The organism is Streptomyces sp. DT2A-34 (genome assembly GCF_030499515.1).
In the GTDB taxonomy this organism is placed as follows: domain Bacteria; phylum Actinomycetota; class Actinomycetes; order Streptomycetales; family Streptomycetaceae; genus Streptomyces.
On the sequence record NZ_JASTWJ010000001.1, the window covers coordinates 4,203,967 to 4,224,961 of the forward strand.

A 20,995-nucleotide genomic window follows, 5' to 3' on the forward strand; every position below is an offset into this window, starting at 1 on the left:
AAGCGCTGAGACTTGGAGTCGTACGCCGTTGGCGGCGCCGGCGCCCGGATACAGGCGTCCGGATTCAGGCGCCGGGTTCAGGCGTCCGGGTTCGCGGGGGACTGGCGGGTGGCCTCCACGCGCGCGAGGGCGGCGTCCACGGCCGCGTCCTCCTTGGCCTTGTTGGCCCCGCCCTGGGTCTTCACGATCACCCTGATCAGACCGATGAAGAACACGGCCATGACCGTCGGGGGGAGGAGTGCGGAGACGTAGTCCATGCGTCCAGGGTAGCCAGGGGGCGGGGCTCGGTCGGGGTGGGGGTTGGGGGCGCCGTCAGCCTGCGGCGAGCTGCTGGGGCGGGGTCGTGGGGGGTGGGGTCGGTTTGCGGCGCGGGAAGACCTCGCCGGGGGTGGGGATGGGGCGCGTCGGCTTCGGGGCGGCGGGGGTGGGGGCGGGGCCGGGACCTGGGCCGGGGCCTCGGCCGGGCCTGGGGGCTGCCGGCTTTTCGGCGGGCTTCTTCCGGGGCTGCCTGCCGGGTTCCTGGCCGGCGTCCTGGGCGGGGAGGCGGACCGCGGGGGTGGGCGAACCGTCGGAGAGGCCTCCAGGGAGGGCCAGGAAGTGCGTACGGGAGCCGGGGACGGTCGGTGTGACGCGGGGGGCCGGGCCGGCGGTACCGCGCGCGAGGCGGGCTCGTACATCCTGCTCGGCGAGGGCCCGGCAGCGGCCGAGGAGGGTGGCCGCGGTGGGGTTGCCGCGCATGGCCCGCAGGGCGGTGAGGTCGTCTGAGGTCGGGTGGTACCCGGCGCCCAGGGCCTCCTCGAGGAGGGTGAGGTAGCCGGCTGCGGAGCCGGGGAGGGCGGCGCGGCAGCGGGCGAGGTCGGCCACCAGGAAGGCGCGCATCCGGGCGCCCTCGCGCATGGCCTCGTCGAGTGCCTCGGCGAGGCGGAGACAGTCCTGGACGTCCTCGGCCGTGGCGGGGCTGGGGTGAAGGGCGAGGGCGAGAGCGCGGCGGAGCACACGCAGCTCCTCCACGCCGAACGCCATGCCGCCGCGGGATCCGTATGGCGTGGGCATGGGCCGACGATACGCGCTAATCAGACAAACGCGGCATAAGGGGGGCGGGTGTGGCGTGGGGAGCCACTCGGGTGGTGGGGGGTGCGCGTTGGTGCCTGCGGCGGCCTGTGCGGCCTTGGTGGGGGTGCGGGTAGCGCCTGCGGGTGGGTTGTGGGTCGGGGCCGTGCCGGGGGGTGTCCGTCCTCGGTCGGGCGGTGGGCGTTGCGCTAGAGGTGCCGTGTCTTGACGCCCGACTCTGCGGGCGGACACCCCCCGGCACGTCCCCTTCCCGCCGTACGCGACTGCGGGCCGTCCCGCCCAAGCCGGGGGGACGTCCCGCGCCGCAGCCGGGAGCCGCCCCGCCCCGGCCGGGGGGCCGTCGCGCGCCTTAGCCGCGGGCAGTCCCACGCCGCAGCCGCAGGCCGTCCCGCCCTAGCCGGCGGCCCGTCCCACGCCCCAGCCGCGGCCGTCCTGCCCAATCCGCGGGCAGTCGTGCCGCTGGGGCGGTTCCCGACCCACACAGGGGCGGCACCCCGTCAGCGCCGGACCGCGCGATCCACCCCCGCCCAGCCACGACGCCGGGTGACCCGGCAAGCAGGCCGTACCCCTTGCTCGGCCCGACCGGCGGAGTCACATGCGGGAGACGTTGCGTTCGTACACCAGGCGTAGGCCGATCAGGGTCAGCCACGGCTCGTGTTCGTCGATGACCGAGGACTCGCCCAGGACCATCGGCGCGAGGCCACCCGTGGCGATGACCGTGACGTCGTCGGGGTCGTCCGCCAGTTCGCGGGCCATGCGGCTGACCACACCGTCCACCTGGCCGGCGAAGCCGTAGATGATGCCGGCCTGCATCGCCTCGACCGTGTTCTTGCCGATCACGCTGCGGGGGCGGGCCACCTCGATCTTGCGGAGCTGGGCGCCCTTGACGCCGAGTGCCTCGACCGAGATCTCGATGCCGGGGGCGATGACACCGCCCACGTACTCGCCGCGCGCGCTCACCGCGTCGAACGTCGTCGCCGTACCGAAGTCGACGACGATCGCGGGGCCGCCGTAGAGCTCCACGGCCGCTACCGCGTTGATGATGCGGTCCGCGCCGACTTCCTTCGGGTTGTCCGTCAGGATCGGTACGCCCGTCTTGACACCCGGTTCGACCAGGACGGCGGGGACGTCGCCGTAGTAGCGGCGGGTCACTTCGCGCAGTTCGTGGAGGACTGAGGGGACGGTGGCGCAGATGGCGATTCCGTCGATGCCGTCGCCCAGTTCGTCGCCGAGGAGCGGGTGCATGCCCATCAGGCCCTGGAGGAGGACCGCCAGTTCGTCGGCGGTGCGGCGGGCGTCCGTCGAGATGCGCCAGTGTTCGACGATGTCCTCGCCGTCGAAGAGGCCGAGGACGGTGTGGGTGTTGCCTACGTCGATGGTGAGGAGCATGGCCGTTCCTACTCCGCCGCTCGCAGGTCCAGGCCGATGTCCAGGATCGGCGAGGAGTGGGTGAGGGCCCCGACGGCCAGGTAGTCGACGCCCGTGTCCGCGTACACCTTGGCGTTGGCGAGGATCAGGCGGCCCGAGGCTTCGAGTGCTGCCCGGCCGTGCACGATCGCCACGGCCTCCTCGCACTCGCCCGGCGTGAAGTTGTCCAGGAGGATCAGGTCCGCGCCCGCGTCCACCACCTCGCGAAGCTGGTGGAGGGTGTCCACCTCGACCTCGATGGGGAGGTCGGGGAAGGCTTCGCGGACCGCCTTGAAGGCCTGGGCCACGCCGCCTGCGGCCACGACGTGGTTGTCCTTCACCAGGGCCGCGTCCGACAGGGACATGCGGTGGTTGACCCCGCCTCCGCAGCGCACCGCGTACTTCTCCAGGGCGCGCAGGCCCGGCGTCGTCTTGCGGGTGTCCCGGACCTTCGCCCGCGTGCCTTCCAGTACGTCCGCCCACGCGCGCGTGGCCGTCGCGATGCCCGACAGTCGGCAGAGGATGTTCAGTGCGCTGCGTTCGGCGGTCAGGAGGTCGCGGGTGCGGGTGGTGATGGAGAGGAGTTTCTGGCCTGCCTCCACCTTGTCGCCGTCCTCCACGTGGCGCTCCACCTCGAACTCGTCCTCGCAGACGAGCGAGACGACCGCTTCGGCGACCCTGAGGCCCGACACGACGCCTGCCTCGCGTGCGACGAAGTCGGCGGTGGCGACCGCCTCTTCGGGGATGGTGGCGACCGTCGTCACGTCCACGCCGTGTGCCAGGTCCTCCTGGATGGCGACGTTGGCGATGTCCTCGACCTCGACCGGGTCGAGGCCTGCGTCGGCCAGGAGCTGTGCGAGCGCGGGGTCGAGGCCGCACTCCAGGTACTCCTCGTCGGCACCGCAGGCGCAGTCGTCGCCGCAGCCGCCGGTCGAGGCGAGGGGAAGGTCGGGGGTGGTCACTTCTGTCACTGCTCCTGCTGTGGCTGCCGGGTCGGGGGAAGTCTGCGGTTTCGGTGGTGTGCACGGCCAGTGTGCGGTCCGGGTTCAGCCGTACGACGATGTGGCGGCGCCAGGTCGTGTCGTCGCGGTCGGGCTCGTCCTCACGCCAGTGGCAGCCTCGCGTCTCCTCGCGCAGGCGTGCGGCGGCGACCAGGACTCGGGCCACGCACATGAGGTTGGTGGCCTCCCAGGTGTCGACGCCGGGCTCGGCGGTCTTGCCGTTCTCCGCGAGGGCGTCCCGGGCGTCGGTGTGCAGCTGCTGGATCTGCTCGGCGGCCTTGCCGAGGGACTCGGCGGAGCGCAGGACGCCTGCGCCGTCCGTCATGATCCGCTGGATCGCGAAGCGGGCCTCGGCTTCGAGCAGGGGGTGCTCGGGGGTCTCGGGGTACGGCACGGGGTGCGGCACGCGCGCGTGGAGGCCGTTGGCCGCCCGGGCCGCCGCGATGTCCGCCGCGATGCGCTCGGCGTACACCAGGCCTTCGAGGAGCGAGTTGGAGGCCAGTCGGTTGGCGCCGTGCACGCCCGTACAGGCCACCTCGCCGCACGCGTACAGGCCGGGGACGGTCGTGCGGCCCCGGGAGTCGGTGCGGACGCCTCCGGAGGCGTAGTGGGCGGCCGGGGCGATCGGGATGGGGTCCTGCACCGGGTCGATGCCGTGGGCGCGGCAGGCGGCGAGGATCGTCGGGAAGCGGTGTTCCCACATGTCGGCGCCGAAGTGGCGGGCGTCGAGGAACATGTGCTCGGCGTCCTGCTCCTGCATGCGCCTCATGATGCCCTTGGCGACGATGTCCCGGGGGGCGAGTTCGGCGAGTTCGTGCTGTCCCAGCATGAAGCGGACGCCGTCGGCGTCGACCAGGTGGGCGCCTTCGCCGCGTACCGCCTCGGAGACCAGGGGCTGCTGGCCCTCCGCGTCCGGGCCGAGGAAGAGCACGGTGGGGTGGAACTGGACGAATTCCAGGTCGCTCACCTCGGCGCCCGCGCGCAGGGCGAGGGCGACTCCGTCGCCCGTCGACACCGACGGGTTCGTGGTGGCCGAGAAGACCTGGCCCATGCCGCCGGTCGCCAGGACCACCGCGGGGGCGTGGACCGCGCCTACACCGTCGTGCTGGCCCTCGCCCATGACGTGCAGGGTGACGCCCGCTGTGCGGCCCTCGGCGTCCGTGAGGAGGTCCAGGACGAGCGCGTTCTCGATCGCGCGCATGCCACGCGCGCGTACCGCCTCGACGAGGGCGCGGGAGATCTCCGCGCCGGTCGCGTCGCCGCCGGCGTGGGCGATACGGCGGCGGTGGTGGCCGCCCTCGCGGGTGAGTTCCAGGCCGCCTTCCTCGGACTCGTCGAAGTGGGCGCCGGTCTCGATGAGGCGGCGTACGGCGTCGGGGCCCTCGGTGACGAGGAGGCGGACCGCGTCCTCGTCGCACAGGCCCGCGCCCGCGACCAGGGTGTCGTCGAGGTGCTGTTCGGGGGTGTCGCCCTCGCCGAGGGCCGCGGCGATGCCGCCCTGGGCCCAGCGGGTGGAGCCGTCGTCGAGGCGGGCCTTGGTGACGACGACGGTCGTCAGGCCGGCGGCCTCGCAGCGCAGGGCGGCGGTGAGGCCGGCGACGCCGGAGCCGACGACCACGACGTCCGCGGGGATGGACCACCCGGGCGCGGGCGCGTGCAGTCGTATGCCTGTGCTGGTCACGAGGCGGCTCCGAAGGTGAGGGGGATGTTGTCGATCAGCCGGGTCGTCCCGACCCGGGCGGCGACGGCGAGGACGGCCTCGCCGGTGAAGTCGTCCTCGATCTCCGTGAAGTCGGACGGGTCGACGAGCGCGAGGTAGTCCAGTTCGAGCGGCGGGTCGAGCCGGGCGGCCTCGTCGAGGACCAGGCGGGCGGCGGCGCGGACGGCCGCGGGGGCGCCGGGGACGGCTTTGGCGACGGCGTGCGCGTCGGCCGCCGCGCGGGACTCTCCTATGGCGCTGAGCGCTTCCGCACGCGCGTGCGTGGCGGGCACTTCACGCGCACGCGCACGCAGCGCTTCCTGGGCGGCGTGCCGGTCTCGGCCGGCGAACAGCGCCTGGGACAGCGCGAGTGCCGTGTGCCGTTCCTTGGGCGAGAGGTAGCGGTTGCGGCTGGAGAGCGCGAGGCCGTCCTCCTCGCGCACCGTCGGGACGCCCACGATCTCGACGCCGAAGTTCAGGTCGCGCACCATGCGGCGGATCAGGGCGAGCTGCTGGGCGTCCTTCTGGCCGTACAGGGCGATGTCGGGGCGGGTGAGGTGGAGCAGCTTGGCGACGACGGTGAGCATGCCGTCGAAGTGGCCGGGGCGTGAGGCGCCCTCCAGGCTCTCCCCCATGGGTCCGGCGCTGATGCGGACCTGGGGCTCGCCGCCCGGGTAGACCTCGTCGACCGAGGGGGCGAACACGGCGTCCGCGCCCGCCTGTTCGGCGATCTTGAGGTCGGCCTCCAGGGTGCGCGGATAGCGGTCGAGGTCCTCGCCCTTGCCGAACTGCAAGGGGTTCACGAAGACGGTGACGACGACCTCGCCGTCCGGCCCCGCGACGCCGCGCGCGGTGCGGATCAGGGTGGCGTGGCCCTCGTGCAGGGCGCCCATGGTCATCACGACGGCGCGGCGGCCGCTGCGCACACGCGCGTGCAGTTCGCCGGCGGTGCGCAGCAAGGCGGTGGTCATCGGGCTTCTCCCTCGGCGCCGTTGGTCCCGGTGGCGAGTACCCCGAGGAGGTCCTCGGCGAGCTCCGGCTTGAGCAGTCCGTGGGCGAGCGCCCGGTCGGCGGTCGCGCGCGCCATCGCGAGATAGCCGGCGACGGTCTGCGGGGCGTGCCTTCGCAGTTCCGTGATGTGCGCGGCGACGGTGCCCGCGTCCCCGCGCGCGACGGGGCCGGTCAGGGCCGCGTCGCCGGAGCGCAGTGCGTTGTCCAGGGCGGCGCCGAGCAGCGGGCCGAGCATCCGGTCGGGGGCCGCGACGCCCGCCTCGCGCAGCAGCTCCATGGACTGGGCGACGAGGGTCACCAGGTGGTTGGCGCCCAGCGCGAGCGCCGCGTGGTAGAGCGGGCGCATCTCCTCGGCGATCCACTCGGGCTCGCCGCCCATCTCGATGACGAGGGCCTCGGCGGCCAGCCGCAGTTCCTCGGGCGCGGTGACGCCGAAGGAGCAGCCGGCCAGGCGCTGGACGTCCACGGGGGTGCCGGTGAAGGTCATCGCCGGGTGCAGGGCCAGCGGCAGCGCGCCCGCGCGCAGGGCGGGGTCCAGGACCTTCGCGCCGTACCGCCCGGAGGTGTGCACCAGCAGCTGGCCCGGCCGTACGGCTCCCGTCTCGGCGAGGCCCTCGACCAGCCCGGGCAGCGCGTCGTCCGGGACGGTCAGCAGCACCAGTTCGGCACGGGCGAGGACTTCGGCGGGCGGCACGAGCGGCACGTCGGGGAGCAGTTGCGCGGCCCGTCGCCGGGAGGCGTCGGAGACCCCGGAGACGGCCACCGGACGGTGTCCGGCGAGCTGGAGGGACGCGGCGAGCGCGGGGCCCACGCGGCCGGCGCCGACGACACCGACGGTGAGCCGCGCGGGGCGGTCCCTGGGATCTGGCTGTTGGCTTGTACTCACGCGACGGAGGCCTTCCCGTTCCAGTCCGCTCTGGGTACCGGACGATTTCTCGTCATGTTAACGCGATCGGTTCCACGGGCGTCCGGTTGTCCACAGGCTGTGGGTTATCGCACGCCTCGCACGAACGGAACGCCGTACGGAAATGCGGGTGCCCGCGCGAACCGACGCGGGGCATGATCCGGGAGTGAGTGATACGACGCGGCAGAGCGAACACCTCCAGGATCAGATATCCGACGAGGAACGGCGCAAGCAGCTCCGCGAGCGGCACATCGCCGCCCAGCGGAGCACCCAGCGCGTGTTCGCGCGCCACGGTTTCCAGAAGACCCTCCAGGAGCGCCTGGCTCTGCTGGACGCGGCAAAGGACTTGTACGACCTGGACGAGCCGTCGGACATCTACGGCAACGGCGTCGTCGAGGTTTTGGAGGAGAAGGTCGCCGCACTGCTCGGCCTGGAGGCCGCCGCTTTCTTCCCGACGGGCACGATGGCCCAACAGGTGGCCCTGCGCTGCTGGGCGGCCCGCACCGGCAACGCGACCGTCGCCCTGCACGCGCTGAGCCATCCCGAGGTGCACGAGCGGAACGCGTTCAGCCAGGTCAGCGGCCTGCGCCCGGTGCGGGTGACCAGCGAGCCCCGGCTGCCGACCGCCGCCGAGGTGCGCGACTTCGAGGAGCCCTGCGGGGCGCTGATGCTCGAACTCCCCCTCCGAGACGCCGGTTTCGTGCTGCCCACCTGGCAGGAGCTCACCGAGGTCGTGGAGGCCGCGCGGGAGCGTGACGCGGTGGTGCACTTCGACGGCGCGCGCCTGTGGGAGTCCACCGTCCACTTCGACCGCCCGCTGACGGAGATCGCAGGCCTGGCGGACAGCGTGTACGTGTCGTTTTACAAATCACTCGACGGGTTCGGGGGCGCGGCGCTGGTCGGACCGAAGACCCTCGTCGAGGAGGCGAAGGTCTGGCGGCACAGGTACGGCGGCCAGGTGTTCCAGCAGTTCCCCACAGCGCTGTCAGCGCTGGTTGGCCTGGAGAGGGAGCTGCCCCGGCTGCCGGAGTACGTGGCCCACGCGCGCATGGTGGCTACTGCGCTGCGCGAGGGCTTCGCGACGGCCGGCGTGCCGTGGGCGCGCGTGTACCCCGAGGTGCCGCACACCCACGACTTCCAGGTCTGGCTGCCGTACGACGCCGAGGTCGCCATGGAAGCGGCGGTCCGGACGGCCGAGGAGACGGAGAGCATGCTCTTCGCCTACGGCTGGGACCAGAAAGGCCCAGGCCTGTCCTTCACCGAGGTCCATGTACGGGCCCCCGGCCTGGAATGGACGGCCGAGGATGTGAAGGCGGCGGTCGCGGCCTTTGTCCGCCGCCTCCCGCGCTGAGCGGGGACGCGCACCGTGCGGGTGCTGCGCGTGCTGTTCTTGACCGAGCCACCGGTCCGGCGGGCTCGGGCCTCGATCTCGAGCGAGGCGTTGCGGTCGGCGTCGTCTTCGTGCCCGCGGCAGGCGGCACAGGTCTGCGAGGTGTGGAGCGCGGAGACCGCGAGCGGTTGAGTCCGGCCTTGGCGCGGACGTTCGTACCCGGCCTGTTCAGTGCTCCAGGTGAAGCAGCCGCGCCTGCTCGGCTGCGGTGAGGGTCGGCGGCATCCGGCGCGGCGCGGTCTCGGTGGAGACGTACGCCGACGCGGCCACCCCAAAGTCCACCCCGCACACGGGCTTGCCGGCTCGACAGCGCGCAGCGTGTACCCACGCTGCCGGAAAGCGTAGATCCGCTGCTCCAGCGCCATGTTCCATAGCGCGCGTACGGCGTGTCCCCACCTGGTCAGGACCTGCTCCTGCACCTCGGTGGGGCATGCCCGGTACTTGCGCCCCATGTCCGCCTTCATGACAAACACAACGAGGCAAGTCCATTCGAGTTACGCACACGTGTTCCGCCGGTGAGAGTCCCGTTCCAAGTCACCGGTGCGAGACCGCGTCAGTCGAACCGGATGTGCCTGATGCCGACCCCCGCCTGCCGCAGGCGAGTGCGCAGCGCACCCTCGTTGTTCGGCCGGAGCCGCAGCCCCGCCAGGACGGCGATGCGGTCCGCCGTCTTCGGCACGGTCGAGTGGTCCGTCCACAGGTGCTCGGCGAACTCCGGCTCGCGCAGCCGCTCCAGACAGTGGTCGAGCTGCTGGACGGCCCAACTCTCCCGGCCCAGCCCGACGTTCTTCCCGGCGTTCTTCCCGGCGACGTACTGAAGGAGGTGCCCGAAGCCACGCTCGCGCAGCCGCCTCAGGACGGTCTCGCGCTCGGCGAGCAGCGTGAAGTGCCGTACGTCGTGGCCGAGTTCGCGTAGTCGGCCGACCGTCTCGGTGAAGTAGTCCGGGTCGGTGACCGTCATCGGGGCGATCACCACGCCGTCGTGCTTGGTGAGGGCGAGGTCGAGGACCTCGACGACACCCTGCCGCCAGGAGGCCAGGTCCTGGAAGTTCCCGCGCAGTTCCGGCGGAAGCATGCGGCGCAGGCCGAACCCGGGGTGCTCCGGGTCGCAGATGACACTGCCGGGCAGGCGGCGCTGGATCTCGTGTGCGGTCTGTGTCTTGCCACCCCCGAAGGGGCCGTTGATCCACAGGAGCATGCGAAGACCCTAGTGGGCGCCGGTCACGCGCGCGTGACGTCCCCGGGACTCAGCCGTGCCCGCCCGCCCGGACCAGCCCCGTCTCGTAGGCCAGGACCACCACCTGCACGCGGTCGCGCAGCCCCAGCTTGGTCAGGATGCGGCCGACGTGGGTCTTCACCGTCGCCTCGGACAGCACCAGCCGGGCGGCGATCTCGCCGTTGGACAGGCCCTGCGCGACCAGCACCATGACCTCGCGCTCGCGGTCGGTGAGCCGCTCCAGCTCCTTGTGCTGGGGCTCCTTGCCGGCGGAGGGCAGCATGGGGGCGAACCGGTCCAGCAGGCGCCGGGTCGTCGAGGGGGCCACCACCGCGTCGCCGCTGTGCACGGACCGGATGGCGCCGAGGAGTTCGCCGGGCGGCACGTCCTTGAGCATGAAGCCGGAGGCGCCCGCCTTCAGCCCGGAGAAGGCGTACTCGTCGAGGTCGAAGGTGGTCAGGATCAGCACCTTGGGCGGGTCGGGCTCCGAGCAGATACGGCGGGTGGTCTCCACCCCGTCCAGCTTCGGCATGCGCACGTCCATCAGCACGACGTCGACGGGGGTCGAGCGCAGCACCTGGAGGGCCTCGACGCCGTCGCCCGCCTCCGCGACGACCTCCATGTCCGGCTGGGCGGCGAGCACCATCCGGAACCCGGTGCGCAGCAGCACCTGGTCGTCGACGAGCATCACGCGGATCGTCATCGGGGTCCTCTTCCGTGTCTTCCGTATCCGTCTACAGGGCGTTCTACGTCTACAAGGCGTTCTACAGGGGCGTTACAGGTGTCAACAAAGGACATGCTCAGGCGTCAGTGCGCTGGTTTGAGCGGCAGCAGCGCACTGATCCGGAATCCTCCGCCCGGGCGCGGCCCCGCGTCCAGGGTGCCGCCGACCATGCCGACCCGCTCGCGCATACCGATCAGGCCGTGCCCCTGCCCGTCGGCGCCGCCCTCCTCGTACAGCTCGTGCGGGGCGCCCTTGCCGTCGTCCTCGACGAGCAGGCCGAGACCGTCGTCGAAGTAGACCAGGCGCACGCTCGCGCCCGCGTTCGGCCCGCCGTGCTTGCGGGTGTTGGTGAGCGCCTCCTGCACGATGCGGTACGCCGTGAGCTCGACGCCGCTGGGCAGCGGGCGCGGGGTGCCCTCGACCTTGAAGTCGACCGGCAGGCCGGAGGTGCGGCACTGCTGGATGAGGTCGTCGATCTGCTCGACGTCGGGCTGCGGGACGTACTCGCCGCCCTCCTGGTGCTCGCCGGTGCGCAGCACACCGAGCAGGCGGCGCATTTCGGCGAGGGCCTGGCGGCCGGTGGAGGAGATGGTCTCCAGGGCTTTCTTGGCCTGGTCCGGGGCGGCGTCGAGGACGTAGGCGGCGCCGTCGGCCTGCACCACCATCACCGAGACGTTGTGCGCGACGACGTCGTGCAGCTCGCGCGCGATCCGGGCGCGTTCGGCGGCGACCGCGACCTTGGCCTGCGCCTCGCGCTCCTTTTCGAGCCGGGTCGCGCGCTCCTCGAGCTGCTCGTAGTAGGCGCGGCGGGTGCGGATCGAGTCGCCGAGCACCCAGGCGAGCGCGAACGGCACCGTCATGAAGATCATCAGGGCCAGGGTGCCCAGGCCGCTCGAGTCCTTCTCCGGCCAGCGCACCTGTGCCAGGGGCGCCGCGAACAGGGACACGGCCAGCGCGAGCCGGGAGGCCCAGCGGGCGCCGGTCGCGGCCACGGTGTAGGTGATCACCAGGAAGGCGAAGTTGGCGGGCGTCGTCGCCACGTCCAGCGCCAGCTGCGCCAGCCCCACGCCGATGGCCAGCAGCAGCATCTTCTCCGGCATGCGCCGGCGCAACGCGATCACCAGGCACAGCAGGATGACGACCGGGACGATGGCCACCGGGGAGTCGGTGCCCGGAACGTCCTCGGTCTCCACACGGGCGGCTTCGACCATCCCGGAGATCCCGAGGAGGAGGACGGCCCAGAAGCTGTCGACCCATGTCGGGTGCCTGCGGAGAAAGTCATAGAGGCGTTGCACGTAACCCAGCGTAGGGAAGCGAGATGCGTGCAGGGGTCAACCGGAGGGCCGATCCGCATCACGCGCGCGTACTCCGCAAGGTGGAGGCTGCGTTCTCCTGTGCGCTTAGCCTGGGCCGGTGACAGCAGAGACGACGGACGAGTGGCTCGGGTGGCGCACGGCAGCGGAAGCCGCCCTCTACGGCCCGGAGGGCTTCTATCGCCGCCCCGAGGGACCGGCGGGCCACTTCCGTACGTCCGTCCACGCCTCGCCGCTCTTCGCCGGTGCCGTGGCCCGGCTGCTGTGCCGGGTCGACGAGGCGCTGGGCCGGCCCGCCTCGCTCGGCTTCGTCGACATGGGCGCGGGGCGGGGCGAGCTGGTCACCCGCGTACTGGCCGCGCTCCCCGCCGAAGTGGCGGCACGCACGCGTGCGTACGCCGTCGAGGTCGCCGACCGCCCGGAAACCCTGGATCACCGGATCGAGTGGCTGTCCCGGCCGCCTCAGCGGATCTCGGGCCTGCTGTTCGCCAACGAGTGGCTGGACAACGTCCCCGTGGAGGTCGCGGAGGTGGACGCCACGGGCGTACCGCGCCTGGTTCTCGTACGACGGGACGGGGCCGAACGCCTCGGGGGGCCGGTCACCGGGGCGGAGGCGGAGTGGCTGGCGCGGTGGTGGCCGCTGGGGGGCGCGGAGGGGGCGCGCGCCACCGAGGGCGAGCCGGCCGGGCAAGGGCTGCGGGCCGAGATCGGGCTGCCGCGGGACGAGGCCTGGGCCGCCGCCGTCGCGACACTGAACCAGGGCCTCGCGGTCGCCGTGGACTACGCGCACACAGCGCCCGCCCGGCCGCCCTTCGGGACGCTCACCGGCTTCCGCGAGGGGCGGGAGACGGCGCCCGTACCGGACGGTTCGTGCGACATCACGGCCCACGTGGCGCTGGACGCGTGCGCGCTGCCCGGCGCACGCCTGCTGTCCCAACGCGAGGCGCTGCGCGCCCTCGGCATCACAGGCGCACGCCCCGCACTCGGCCTGGCCTCCACACACCCGGCCGCATACGTACGCGCCCTCGCGAGCGCCGGCGAAGCCGCCGAGCTCACGGCCACGGGCGGGCTCGGGGACTTCGGCTGGCTGGTGCAGCCCGTTGGAATTCCGGACGTACTGGTGGACTGAGCGTCCGAGTCAGTCGGAATTCCGAACGAACCCCTACGACGCACCCTTACGACTAGCCCCTACGACGCACCCCTACGACGAGCCCTACTTGTCGATGTCCCCCACCACGAAGAACATCGACCCCAAAATCGCCACCATGTCCGCGACCAGCGTCCCCGGCAGCAGCTCGACCAGCACCTGGATGTTGTTGTACGACGCCGAGCGCAGCTTGAGCCGGTACGGCGTCTTCTCGCCCTTGCTGACGAGGTAGTAGCCGTTGATGCCGAGTGGGTTCTCGGTCCACGCGTATGTGTGGCCCTCGGGCGCCTTCAGCACCTTGGGGAGCCGCTGGTTGATCGGCCCCGGCGGCAGCTCGGCGAGCCGGTCGAGGCAGGCGTCGGCGAGGTCGAGGGCGTTGTGGGTCTGCTCCAGCAGGCACTCGAACCGGGCGAGGCAGTCGCCCTCCTCGCGAGTCACCACCTTCAGGACGTCCTGCAGCTCGCCGTAGGCGAGATAGGGCTCGTCGCGGCGCAGGTCGAAGTCGACGCCCGAGGCGCGCGCGATCGGCCCGCTCGCGCCGTACGCGTGCACGGTCTCCGGCGCGAGGACGCCCACGCCCCGCGTGCGCCCGCGGAAGATCTCGTTGCCGAGGACCAGGTCGTCGAACCGGTCCATGCGCGAGCGCACGTCGGCGACGGCGGTACGCGCGCGCGTGGTCCAGCCGGCGGGCAGGTCCTCCTTCAGGCCCCCCACCCGGTTGAACATGTAGTGCATCCGCCCGCCGGAGACCTCCTCCATGACGTGCTGGAGTTCCTCGCGCTCGGTGAAGGCGTAGAAGATCGGCGTGATCCCGCCCAGCTCCAGCGGGTACGACCCCAGGAACATCAGGTGGTTGAGCACCCGGTTCAGCTCCGCGAGGAGCGTGCGCGTCCATACCGCCCGCTCGGGCACCTCCATGCCGAGCATGCGCTCCACGGCGAGGACGACGCCCAGCTCGTTGGAGAAGGCCGACAGCCAGTCGTGGCGGTTGGCGAGCATGATGATCTGGCGGTAGTCGCGGGCCTCGAACAGCTTCTCCGCACCGCGGTGCATATAGCCGATCACCGGCTCCGCGCGCGTGATGCGCTCGCCGTCCAGGACGAGCTTGAGGCGCAGCACGCCGTGCGTGGACGGGTGCTGGGGGCCGATGTTGAGCACCATGTCGGTGCTCTCCGCGGCGCCGCCGATGCCGACCATGGTCTCCGTCGTAGGAGTCATGGACACAGTCTCTCCTACGTACGCTGACCTCATGGAGACGGGGAGCCCGGAGCACACCGGGGCAGCGGGAGACGAGCGGGCGGGGGACGAACGGGTGGAGGCCGAGCAGGCGGGGGACGAGCAGGCGGGGGCCGAGCCGGGGTGGACCGGGCTGCCGCCGAGGCTGCTGAGGATGCGGCGGCTGTTGCTGGTGGTGTGGCTGGGGCTGCTGACGATCGGGCTGGCGCTGCTGCTCGGGCTGCTCGTCGGGGCCGGCTGGGCCGCCTTCGCGCTGGTGCCGCTGGTCCTGATGGCCTGGGGGTGGGTGATGCTCGGCCGTAACTGGCGTTCGTGGCGCTACGCCGAGCGCGCGGACGACCTGCTGATCAGCCGGGGCGTGCTGTGGCGCGAGGAGACGGTCGTGCCCTACGGCCGGATGCAGCTGGTCGAGGTCACCTCCGGCCCCGTGGAGCGGCACTTCGGCCTGGCCAGCGTGCAGCTGCACACGGCCGCCGCGGCCACCGACGCCACCATCCCCGGCCTCGACCCGGCCGAGGCGGAACGGTTGCGCGACCGGCTCACCGAGCTGGGCGAGGCCCGATCGGCCGGGCTGTGACGACGCCCGGCGTCGACGACGCCGTACGCGAGAAGCGACCCGTGACCGAACGGCGGCTGCACCCCGTGACACCGCTCAGGCGCGCGTGGGCGCCGGTCGCCGTGCTCATCGGGTGGGCGGTGCACGACCCCGACCAGGCGCAGCGCCAGCTGACCAGGCTGACGACCACCACGCTTGTGCTCGCGCTCGCCGTGCTCGTCCCCGCCGCCGCCCTGTACGGCTTCCTCACCTGGTGGTTCACGCACTTCGCGGTGACCGACACCGAACTGCGCATCCGCACCGGCCTGGTGTTCCGGCGCACCGCGCACATCCGGCTGGAACGCCTCCAGGCCGTCGACATCACCCAGCCGCTCCTCGCGCGCGTGGCGGGCGTCGCGAAGCTCAAGCTCGACGTCATAGGCACGGACAAGAAGGACGAACTCGCCTTCCTGGGCGCGGAGGAGGCGCGTGCGCTCCGCGCGGAACTCCTCGCGCGCGCCGCCGGTTTCGCGCCCGAGACGGCGCACGAGGTCGGCGAGGCGCCGTCCCGGGAGCTGCTGCGCGTGCCACCGGGTGTCCTGGCCGTCTCGCTCGTGCTGACCGGCGCGACCTGGGCGACGCTGGCCGCCGCGGTCGTCGTACCGGCCGTTCTCTGGCTGGCCACGGAGAGCGCGTGGACCGTCCTCGCGACCGCGGTTCCGCTGTTCGGCGCGGCGGGCGCGAGCAGCGTGGGGCGGTTCGTCACCGAGTACGACTGGACGGTGGGCGAGTCGCCGGACGGGCTGCGTCTCGACCACGGCCTGCTCGACCGGGCGCACGAGACGGTGCCGCCCGGCCGCGTCCAGACCGTACGGATCGTCGAACCGCTGCTGTGGCGGCGGCGCGGCTGGGTGCGGGTGGAACTGGACGTGGCGGGCTCGTCCAACTCGGTCCTGCTGCCGGTCGCCCCGCGCGAGGTCGCCGAGTCGGTCGTCGCGCGCGTGCTGCCCGGGGTGACCGTCCCGCCGCGCGCGTCGCTGTCCCGTCCGCCGCGGCGGGCGGGCCGGTGCGTGCCGGTGTGGTGGCGCGGGTACGGCCTGGCCGTCACGGACGCGGTGTTCGCCGCCCGGACCGGCCTCTTCCGGCGGAGCCTGGCGCTCGTGCCGCACGCGAAGGTCCAGAGCGTACGGCTGGCTCAGGGGCCGTGGGAGCGGCTGTGGGGCGTGGCCGACGTACGCGTGGACACCGGGGCCAACAAGACGGTGACCGCCCGGCTGCGGGACGCCGGGGAGGCGGCGGAGCTGCTGCGGGGGCAGGCGGCGCGGTCGCGCACGGGGCGGAGGGACGCCCGGCCGGATCGGTGGATGGCCTGAGCGTCCGTCACGGCGTGCGTGCCCGAGTGAGCGTCAGGAAACCGCGCTCCGCAGCCTCTGCACATCGATCTGTTCCGTCTCGTCATGAGCCGTCAGGTTGATGACCTGGCCGATGCCCCGGGACTCCTCGTCGGCCCGCTTGAACTCGGCCTCGGACTCGGCCTTGTGAAGGGCGAGGGCCTCCTGGCCGACGACGTCGGCGAGGTCCTCGTTCTGGACGGACTCCAGCGCGGAGGGCGCCGCCCCCTGCTTCGTACCGAAGAAGTCGAAGCCGCCTGCGACCGCCGGACGCCGTACGGGCGTCGCCGGTACGACGGCCACCGCGGTCGGCGCGATGAAGTGCCCCGAGGGCTGCCGGGCCGCAGGCAGGGCCGGCTGGGCCTCGGCGACCGCGTCTGCCGTGGGGATGGCGGCCGCGCGCTCGTGCCCGTCGACCGCCTCGGGCTTCCCCTGCGCCTCGTCCTCCAGCGCGGGTTCCGTCTCGAACCCGCCGGTGACCGCCGCCTCGACGGCATCCGGGCCGGCTTCCGCCGACTCGTCGTCGGAGGGGCCGTCGCCCTTCGGGGGGTCGTTCTTCGGGGGGTCGTTTTTCAGTGGGTCGTTCTTCAGTGGGTCGTTCTTCAGTGGGTCGTTCTTCAGTGGGTCGTTCTTCAGTGGGTCGTTCTTCGGGGAATCGTTCCTTGGCTCGCTCTTGGAGGGCTCGCTGTCCTTCGCCGAGCCGTCCCCGCTCTTGCCCGGACCGTCCCCCTCCGGCGCCTCCGGAGCCTCCTCCGACGCCCCCGGAGCCTCCTCGCCGGCGAACCGCGCCAGCGCGGCATTGGCCCGCAGGAACAACCGGGACCCCTCCGGCGAGAAGACGGCCGGAGTCTCCGCCGTCTCCTCGACGCCCTCGGTGTCCGCGCCCTCCGTCTCGGCAGGGGCAGCCACAGCCCCCTCCGCAACGGCGGAAGCCGCACCGGCGGAAGCCGCACCGGCGACCGGCGCCGGCGGCAACGCGCGCGCGGGCGTGGCCGCCTCTATCTCCAGAACCCGGCGTTCCTCCAGGACGCTCGCCCGCTCGGTCTCCGCCGTGGCGTACCGGCGCAGCAGCGCCGCGTGCTCGTTGCGCAGCCCCGCGAGCTCCGCCCGCTTGGCCCGCAGCCGCTGCTCCAGCTTGACGCGCAGCTCGCGCGACTCCTCGAGATCGGTCTCCAGTTCGGCGACCCGCTCCTCGTACCGCCACTCGTCGCTCGCACGCGCGCGCGTGAGGTCGGCGACCCGCTTGCCCGCCTGCGTGTCCCAGCGACGCAGGACGACCGCGCCCACGACCGCCGTCGCCGCGGCGGCCGCGGCAAGGCCGCGCAGCACCACGGGCTCGGTGAACACCCAGGGGGCGAGGGCCCAGACGAGGGAGACGCCTGCGATCGCCGACGGGGGCAGCAGCCTGTGCAAGGGCGGGGAATGACGGTGACGTCCACGTGGCATGGCCAGAAACTTACCGCGCGTAGGCGAATCTTGTTGCCCCGCCCCGTAAAAACACAGCCATCCCGAGTCGTTCACACAGCATCAGGAATCAGATCCGCCACCGAATTGATCGACAACCAAGATCACAAAGCCCCGACGGCCATGTCACCCGCCACTTCACCCGCCACTTCACCCGCCGCTTCACCGGTCACGTCACCTGCCACTTCACCGGTCACGTCACCTGCCGAGTCACCTGCCGCTCAGCCGCCCGCTCATCCACTCCAGCGTCCCCGGAATCTCCCGCCGCCAGGTGTTGAAGTTGTGCCCCCCGCTTTCCAGGATGATCGACGAGATCCGCGTCAGCTTCGTGGCCTTCACACGCTCAATGAACTTCAACGTGTCCTTGTAGTTGGATTCTCCAACTTTGCTGCTGCTGACGAGCAGTGAAGTGTCCGGAGCGGGCATGTGCTTGAGGTACCACCACAGGTTCGCGCGATTGCGCAGTTCCTCGTCGCCGTGGAAGAGATCGCCCGTAGTCGCGTCGATCGGCGCCTTGTAGTACGCGGAAAGCCCCGCCCCGGCGGCGTACACCCGGGGATGGTGCATGGCGAGCTTCAACGCGCAGTAGCCGCCCGTGGAGTCCCCGATGATGCCCCAGCTGCCCGGTTTCCCGCCCACCCTGTAGTGGCCGCTCACGGCATCGACCAGATCTTTGGCGAAGAACGTCTCGGTCTGCGGGCCGCCCGGGATGTCCACGCATTCCGTGTCCCGCGGCGGGGCCACGGTCGGCCGCATCATCACCAGGATCATCGGCTGCATACGACCGTCCTCGGCAAGCCTCGCGGCCGTGCGCGGATAGTCGAGCTTGTCCACCAGCGCCTGGGCCGTCCCCGGATAACCGGTGAGGACGACGGCCGCAGGGAACGTGCGCGTGCGGTACTGCGGCTGAAAATACTCCGGCGGCAGATAGACGTACGCGGGCGTCGCGATGTGGGTCGTACGGCCCACGATGTCGATCTTCTGGATCTGCCCGCCCCTGTGCGGCCGGGCACTGGCCGCCCCGGGCACCCGCCGCGTGTCGACGACCTCCAGCGGCCCGCCGGCCGGCGTGTGGTCCACGACGACGCCCTGGCCGGTCTCCTGCCCGAACAGGTCGGCCCAACTGGCGTAGAACCCGAACGCCTGGTTGGCGACGAGACCGACCGCCGCGAAGAGCATCACCTGTGTGGAGAGCAGCAGACCGACGCGCCCGCCCACGTTCCGCCAGCCGCGCCGCGCCAGCCGTGGCCACAGCCACACCGTGCCGACGAACAGCCCTACGGCGGCCAGAACCGCCAGCGCCAGCACCTTGTCGCTCGTGAGACCCATCGATGGTTACCTGTCCGCACTTTCCGCCCGGTTCGCGCTTCCTCCGCGCCGCCTCCCCCGCTCCTTCGCAAGGGCTTGCCCCGGACTTTCCTTGGCCTTTGAAACGGTTTTGAGGAGTCGAGTGAACCTCTCCCCTCAAGACACCGTCCTAGAGGGCGCAATGTCGCCGGATGCCCGAATCGGCACCGGATCCAAGGTCTCTCGCAGAACTAATGGGATGCGATGTCTGTCAGGACAGATGTGGAAATGTCGGGCGGGGTTCCTCAACGATCGAGCCAGGTACGGCACCTGCCGGGCCGAGTACGGCATCTGCTCCGCGGCCCGCGCCCGGAGGCCGTTCCCGTTCTCGTCGGCAGGGCCTGCGCCCTGGTGGGCCTGCTGGACATCGCCGCGGGCGTCTTCCCGCGCTTCCGGCACAGCCGTATGCACGCCATCGCCGAGGTGCTGCCGGGCTCGACGGGCCCGTTCGCGGCCGCGCTGTCGCTCAGCGCGGGCGTGCTGCTGCTCCTGCTCGCCCACGGTCTCAAGCGCGGCAAGCGGCGGGCGTGGCGCGCCGCGGTCGTGCTGCTGCCGGCCGGAGCGGTCGCACAGTTCACGTACCGCCACTCCCTGGTGGGCGTCCTGATCTCTGTCGTGCTGCTCGCAGCCCTGTTGCGCCATCGCGACCAGTTCGCGGCGCTGCCCGACCCGCGCAGCAGGTGGCGCGCGCTGGCCAACTTCGTCCTCATGAGCGCCGGTTCCCTCGCCCTCGGGCTGGTCATCGTCAGCGCCCATCCGGAGACCCTGGTCGGCGACCCGAGCCTGGCCGACCGCATCGCGCACGTCATCTACGGCCTGTTCGGCTTCGAGGGCCCGGTCGCCTACGAGGGCAACACCTCGTGGACGGTCGCCTTCTCCCTGGGCGCCCTCGGCTGGATCACGGCGGTCACCACGATCTACCTCGCCTTCCGCCCCGAACACCCCGCCGCCCACCTCACCGAGGACGACGAGGCACGCCTGCGTGCCCTGCTGGTCAAGCACGGCGGCCGCGACTCCCTCGGCCACTTCGCGCTGCGCCGCGACAAGGCCGTCGTCTTCTCCCCCAGCGGCAAGGCGGCGGTGACGTACCGCGTGGTCTCGGGCGTGATGCTCGCCAGCGGCGACCCGATCGGCGACGTCGAGGCCTGGCCCGGCGCCATCGAGCGCTTCATGGACGAGGCCAAGGCCCACTCCTGGACCCCGGCCGTCATGGGCTGCTCCGAGACCGGCGCCGAGGTGTGGACCCGCGAGACCGGGCTCGACGCCCTCGAACTGGGCGACGAGGCGGTGGTGGACGTCCCGGATTTCTCGCTCGCCGGCCGCGCGATGCGCAACGTACGTCAGATGGTCAAGCGCATCGAGCGCGCCGGTTACGAGACCCGGGTACGGCGCGTCCGTGACCTCGGCGAGGCCGAGCTGGACCGCATCCGCCGCGCCGCCGAGGACTGGCGCGGCACCGACACCGAGCGCGGCTTCTCCATGGCGCTGGGCCGCATCGGCGACACGGCCGACGGTGACTGTCTCATCGCCACCGCGCACAAGGCGGACGAGGAGCCGGGTCCGTACGGCGACCTCAAGGCGATCCTCCACTTCGTGCCGTGGGGCACGGACGGCGTCTCGCTGGACCTGATGCGCCGCGACCGCTCGGCCGACCCCGGCATGAACGAACTGCTGATCGTGGCCGCGCTCCAGGCCGCCCCGAAGTTCGGCATCGCGCGCGTGTCCCTCAACTTCGCCATGTTCCGCTCGGCCCTGGCGCGCGGCGAGAAGATCGGCGCGGGTCCCGTGCTGCGCGCCTGGCGCGGCCTGCTGGTGTTCCTGTCCCGCTGGTTCCAGATCGAGTCCCTGTACAAGTTCAACGCCAAGTTCCAGCCCCGCTGGGAGCCCCGCTTCGTCGTCTACCGCGCCTCCGCCGACCTGCCCCGCCTCGGCTTCGCCGCCATGCAGGCGGAGGGCTTCGTGAACCTGGCCCTGCCGCTGCCGCGCTTCCTGCGCCGTCGTACGACCGCCCCGCGCCCGTGCCCCCACTCGGTGGCGGAACGGGACGTCCGCGCGGCTTGACGCGACCATCCCGGGGCGGCATGACGCGGTCCTCCAGGACCGGCCCGAGCGGCAGCCCACCCCCACCCCCCACACCAG

Annotated in this window: 17 protein-coding genes and 2 pseudogenes; 5 read left to right on the top strand and 14 right to left on the bottom strand. The window is 72.2% G+C overall.

Going from position 1 to position 20,995, the window contains the following annotated elements; all coding sequences use genetic code 11:
* Positions 1–77: 77 nt before the first annotated feature.
* The 7 genes and pseudogenes from QQM39_RS18540 to QQM39_RS18570 all read right to left on the bottom strand — a co-directional run bounded on the left by QQM39_RS18540 (position 78) and on the right by QQM39_RS18570 (position 7,075).
* Positions 78–257, bottom strand: coding sequence for a hypothetical protein (locus QQM39_RS18540; protein WP_301998042.1), 180 nt, complete (start codon positions 255–257; stop codon positions 78–80).
* 55 nt (positions 258–312) lie between these two features.
* A complete protein-coding gene (locus QQM39_RS18545) occupies positions 313–1,023 on the bottom strand; it encodes a hypothetical protein (RefSeq protein WP_302003626.1) in 711 nt (236 codons plus the stop codon).
* Between the two features lie 639 nt (positions 1,024–1,662).
* A complete protein-coding gene (locus QQM39_RS18550) occupies positions 1,663–2,460 on the bottom strand; it encodes a type III pantothenate kinase (protein ID WP_302003627.1) in 798 nt (265 codons plus the stop codon).
* An 8-nt stretch (positions 2,461–2,468) separates the two neighbouring features.
* A complete protein-coding gene (gene nadC, locus QQM39_RS18555) occupies positions 2,469–3,440 on the bottom strand; it encodes a carboxylating nicotinate-nucleotide diphosphorylase (RefSeq protein ID WP_301998044.1) in 972 nt (323 codons plus the stop codon).
* Between the two features lie 34 nt (positions 3,441–3,474).
* Positions 3,475–5,160, bottom strand: a pseudogene (locus QQM39_RS18560) (L-aspartate oxidase); the annotation flags it as partial.
* Positions 5,157–6,149, bottom strand: a complete 993-nt coding sequence (gene panC, locus QQM39_RS18565; protein WP_301998047.1) for a pantoate--beta-alanine ligase — start codon at positions 6,147–6,149, stop codon at positions 5,157–5,159. The pseudogene QQM39_RS18560 and the gene panC, both read right to left, overlap by 4 nt.
* A complete protein-coding gene (locus tag QQM39_RS18570) occupies positions 6,146–7,075 on the bottom strand; it encodes a Rossmann-like and DUF2520 domain-containing protein (RefSeq protein WP_301998048.1) in 930 nt (309 codons plus the stop codon). Before QQM39_RS18570 ends, panC begins: the two co-directional genes overlap by 4 nt.
* 184 nt (positions 7,076–7,259) lie before the next feature.
* Between QQM39_RS18570 and QQM39_RS18575 the strand changes: the two genes are divergently transcribed.
* Positions 7,260–8,444 carry a low specificity L-threonine aldolase gene (locus tag QQM39_RS18575; RefSeq protein ID WP_301998051.1) on the top strand — a complete coding sequence of 395 codons (1,185 nt, stop codon included), beginning with the start codon at positions 7,260–7,262 and terminating at the stop codon, positions 8,442–8,444.
* A gap of 422 nt (positions 8,445–8,866) precedes the next feature.
* Here QQM39_RS18575 and QQM39_RS18580 read toward each other — a convergent pair.
* From QQM39_RS18580 to QQM39_RS18595, 4 genes and pseudogenes are all read right to left on the bottom strand, one after another.
* Positions 8,867–8,947: pseudogene (locus QQM39_RS18580) on the bottom strand (RNA-guided endonuclease TnpB family protein); the annotation flags it as partial.
* 89 nt (positions 8,948–9,036) lie between these two features.
* Positions 9,037–9,681, bottom strand: a complete 645-nt coding sequence (locus QQM39_RS18585) for an AAA family ATPase (RefSeq protein ID WP_301998053.1) — start codon at positions 9,679–9,681, stop codon at positions 9,037–9,039.
* A 49-nt stretch (positions 9,682–9,730) separates the two neighbouring features.
* Positions 9,731–10,402, bottom strand: a complete 672-nt coding sequence (locus tag QQM39_RS18590) for a response regulator transcription factor (RefSeq protein WP_301998055.1) — start codon at positions 10,400–10,402, stop codon at positions 9,731–9,733.
* Between the two features lie 104 nt (positions 10,403–10,506).
* Positions 10,507–11,718, bottom strand: a complete 1,212-nt coding sequence (locus QQM39_RS18595; RefSeq protein ID WP_301998056.1) for a sensor histidine kinase — start codon at positions 11,716–11,718, stop codon at positions 10,507–10,509.
* Between the two features lie 118 nt (positions 11,719–11,836).
* Between QQM39_RS18595 and QQM39_RS18600 the strand changes: the two genes are divergently transcribed.
* Entirely contained in the window at positions 11,837–12,865 is a 1,029-nt protein-coding gene (locus tag QQM39_RS18600; RefSeq protein ID WP_301998057.1) for an SAM-dependent methyltransferase, read from the top strand.
* 84 nt (positions 12,866–12,949) lie between these two features.
* On the opposite strand, the gene QQM39_RS18605 is transcribed toward QQM39_RS18600, so the two are convergent.
* Complete coding sequence (locus tag QQM39_RS18605; protein WP_301998059.1) at positions 12,950–14,101, bottom strand: NADH-quinone oxidoreductase subunit D; 1,152 nt, start codon at positions 14,099–14,101, stop codon at positions 12,950–12,952.
* Between the two features lie 31 nt (positions 14,102–14,132).
* Between QQM39_RS18605 and QQM39_RS18610 the strand changes: the two genes are divergently transcribed.
* Together QQM39_RS18610 and QQM39_RS18615 are read left to right on the top strand one after the other, a co-directional pair.
* Positions 14,133–14,696 (top strand): PH domain-containing protein, encoded by a 564-nt coding sequence (locus QQM39_RS18610; RefSeq protein ID WP_301998061.1) that lies wholly within the window; start codon positions 14,133–14,135, stop codon positions 14,694–14,696.
* A complete protein-coding gene (locus QQM39_RS18615) occupies positions 14,693–16,027 on the top strand; it encodes a PH domain-containing protein (RefSeq protein ID WP_301998062.1) in 1,335 nt (444 codons plus the stop codon). The genes QQM39_RS18610 and QQM39_RS18615 overlap by 4 nt, the downstream gene beginning before the upstream one ends.
* Positions 16,028–16,060: 33 nt before the next feature.
* On the opposite strand, the gene QQM39_RS18620 is transcribed toward QQM39_RS18615, so the two are convergent.
* On the bottom strand, positions 16,061–17,491 hold the full coding sequence (locus QQM39_RS18620; protein WP_301998064.1) for a hypothetical protein: 1,431 nt from the start codon (positions 17,489–17,491) through the stop codon (positions 16,061–16,063).
* 228 nt (positions 17,492–17,719) lie between these two features.
* Complete coding sequence (locus tag QQM39_RS18625) at positions 17,720–18,838, bottom strand: esterase family protein (RefSeq protein ID WP_301998066.1); 1,119 nt, start codon at positions 18,836–18,838, stop codon at positions 17,720–17,722.
* A 246-nt stretch (positions 18,839–19,084) separates the two neighbouring features.
* On the opposite strand from QQM39_RS18625, the gene QQM39_RS18630 reads away from it, so the two are divergent.
* Positions 19,085–20,917: a phosphatidylglycerol lysyltransferase domain-containing protein gene (locus QQM39_RS18630; RefSeq protein WP_302003628.1), complete on the top strand. Its 1,833-nt coding sequence runs from the start codon at positions 19,085–19,087 to the stop codon at positions 20,915–20,917.
* The last annotated feature ends 78 nt before the right edge of the window (positions 20,918–20,995 follow it).

Bases quoted from the DNA above. Each gene is read 5' to 3' on its own strand.
- QQM39_RS18620 (WP_301998064.1), bottom strand. From the start codon at position 17,491: ATGCCACGTGGACGTCACCGTCATTCCCCGCCCTTGCACAGGCTGCTG.
- QQM39_RS18550 (WP_302003627.1), bottom strand. From the start codon at position 2,460: ATGCTCCTCACCATCGACGTAGGCAACACCCACACCGTCCTCGGCCTC.
- QQM39_RS18585 (WP_301998053.1), bottom strand. From the start codon at position 9,681: ATGCTCCTGTGGATCAACGGCCCCTTCGGGGGTGGCAAGACACAGACC.
- panC (WP_301998047.1), bottom strand. From the start codon at position 6,149: ATGACCACCGCCTTGCTGCGCACCGCCGGCGAACTGCACGCGCGTGTG.
- QQM39_RS18610 (WP_301998061.1), top strand. From the start codon at position 14,133: ATGGAGACGGGGAGCCCGGAGCACACCGGGGCAGCGGGAGACGAGCGG.
- QQM39_RS18630 (WP_302003628.1), top strand. From the start codon at position 19,085: ATGTCGGGCGGGGTTCCTCAACGATCGAGCCAGGTACGGCACCTGCCG.
- QQM39_RS18540 (WP_301998042.1), bottom strand. From the start codon at position 257: ATGGACTACGTCTCCGCACTCCTCCCCCCGACGGTCATGGCCGTGTTC.
- QQM39_RS18625 (WP_301998066.1), bottom strand. From the start codon at position 18,838: ATGGGTCTCACGAGCGACAAGGTGCTGGCGCTGGCGGTTCTGGCCGCC.
- QQM39_RS18545 (WP_302003626.1), bottom strand. From the start codon at position 1,023: ATGGCGTTCGGCGTGGAGGAGCTGCGTGTGCTCCGCCGCGCTCTCGCC.
- QQM39_RS18605 (WP_301998059.1), bottom strand. From the start codon at position 14,101: ATGACTCCTACGACGGAGACCATGGTCGGCATCGGCGGCGCCGCGGAG.
- QQM39_RS18590 (WP_301998055.1), bottom strand. From the start codon at position 10,402: ATGACGATCCGCGTGATGCTCGTCGACGACCAGGTGCTGCTGCGCACC.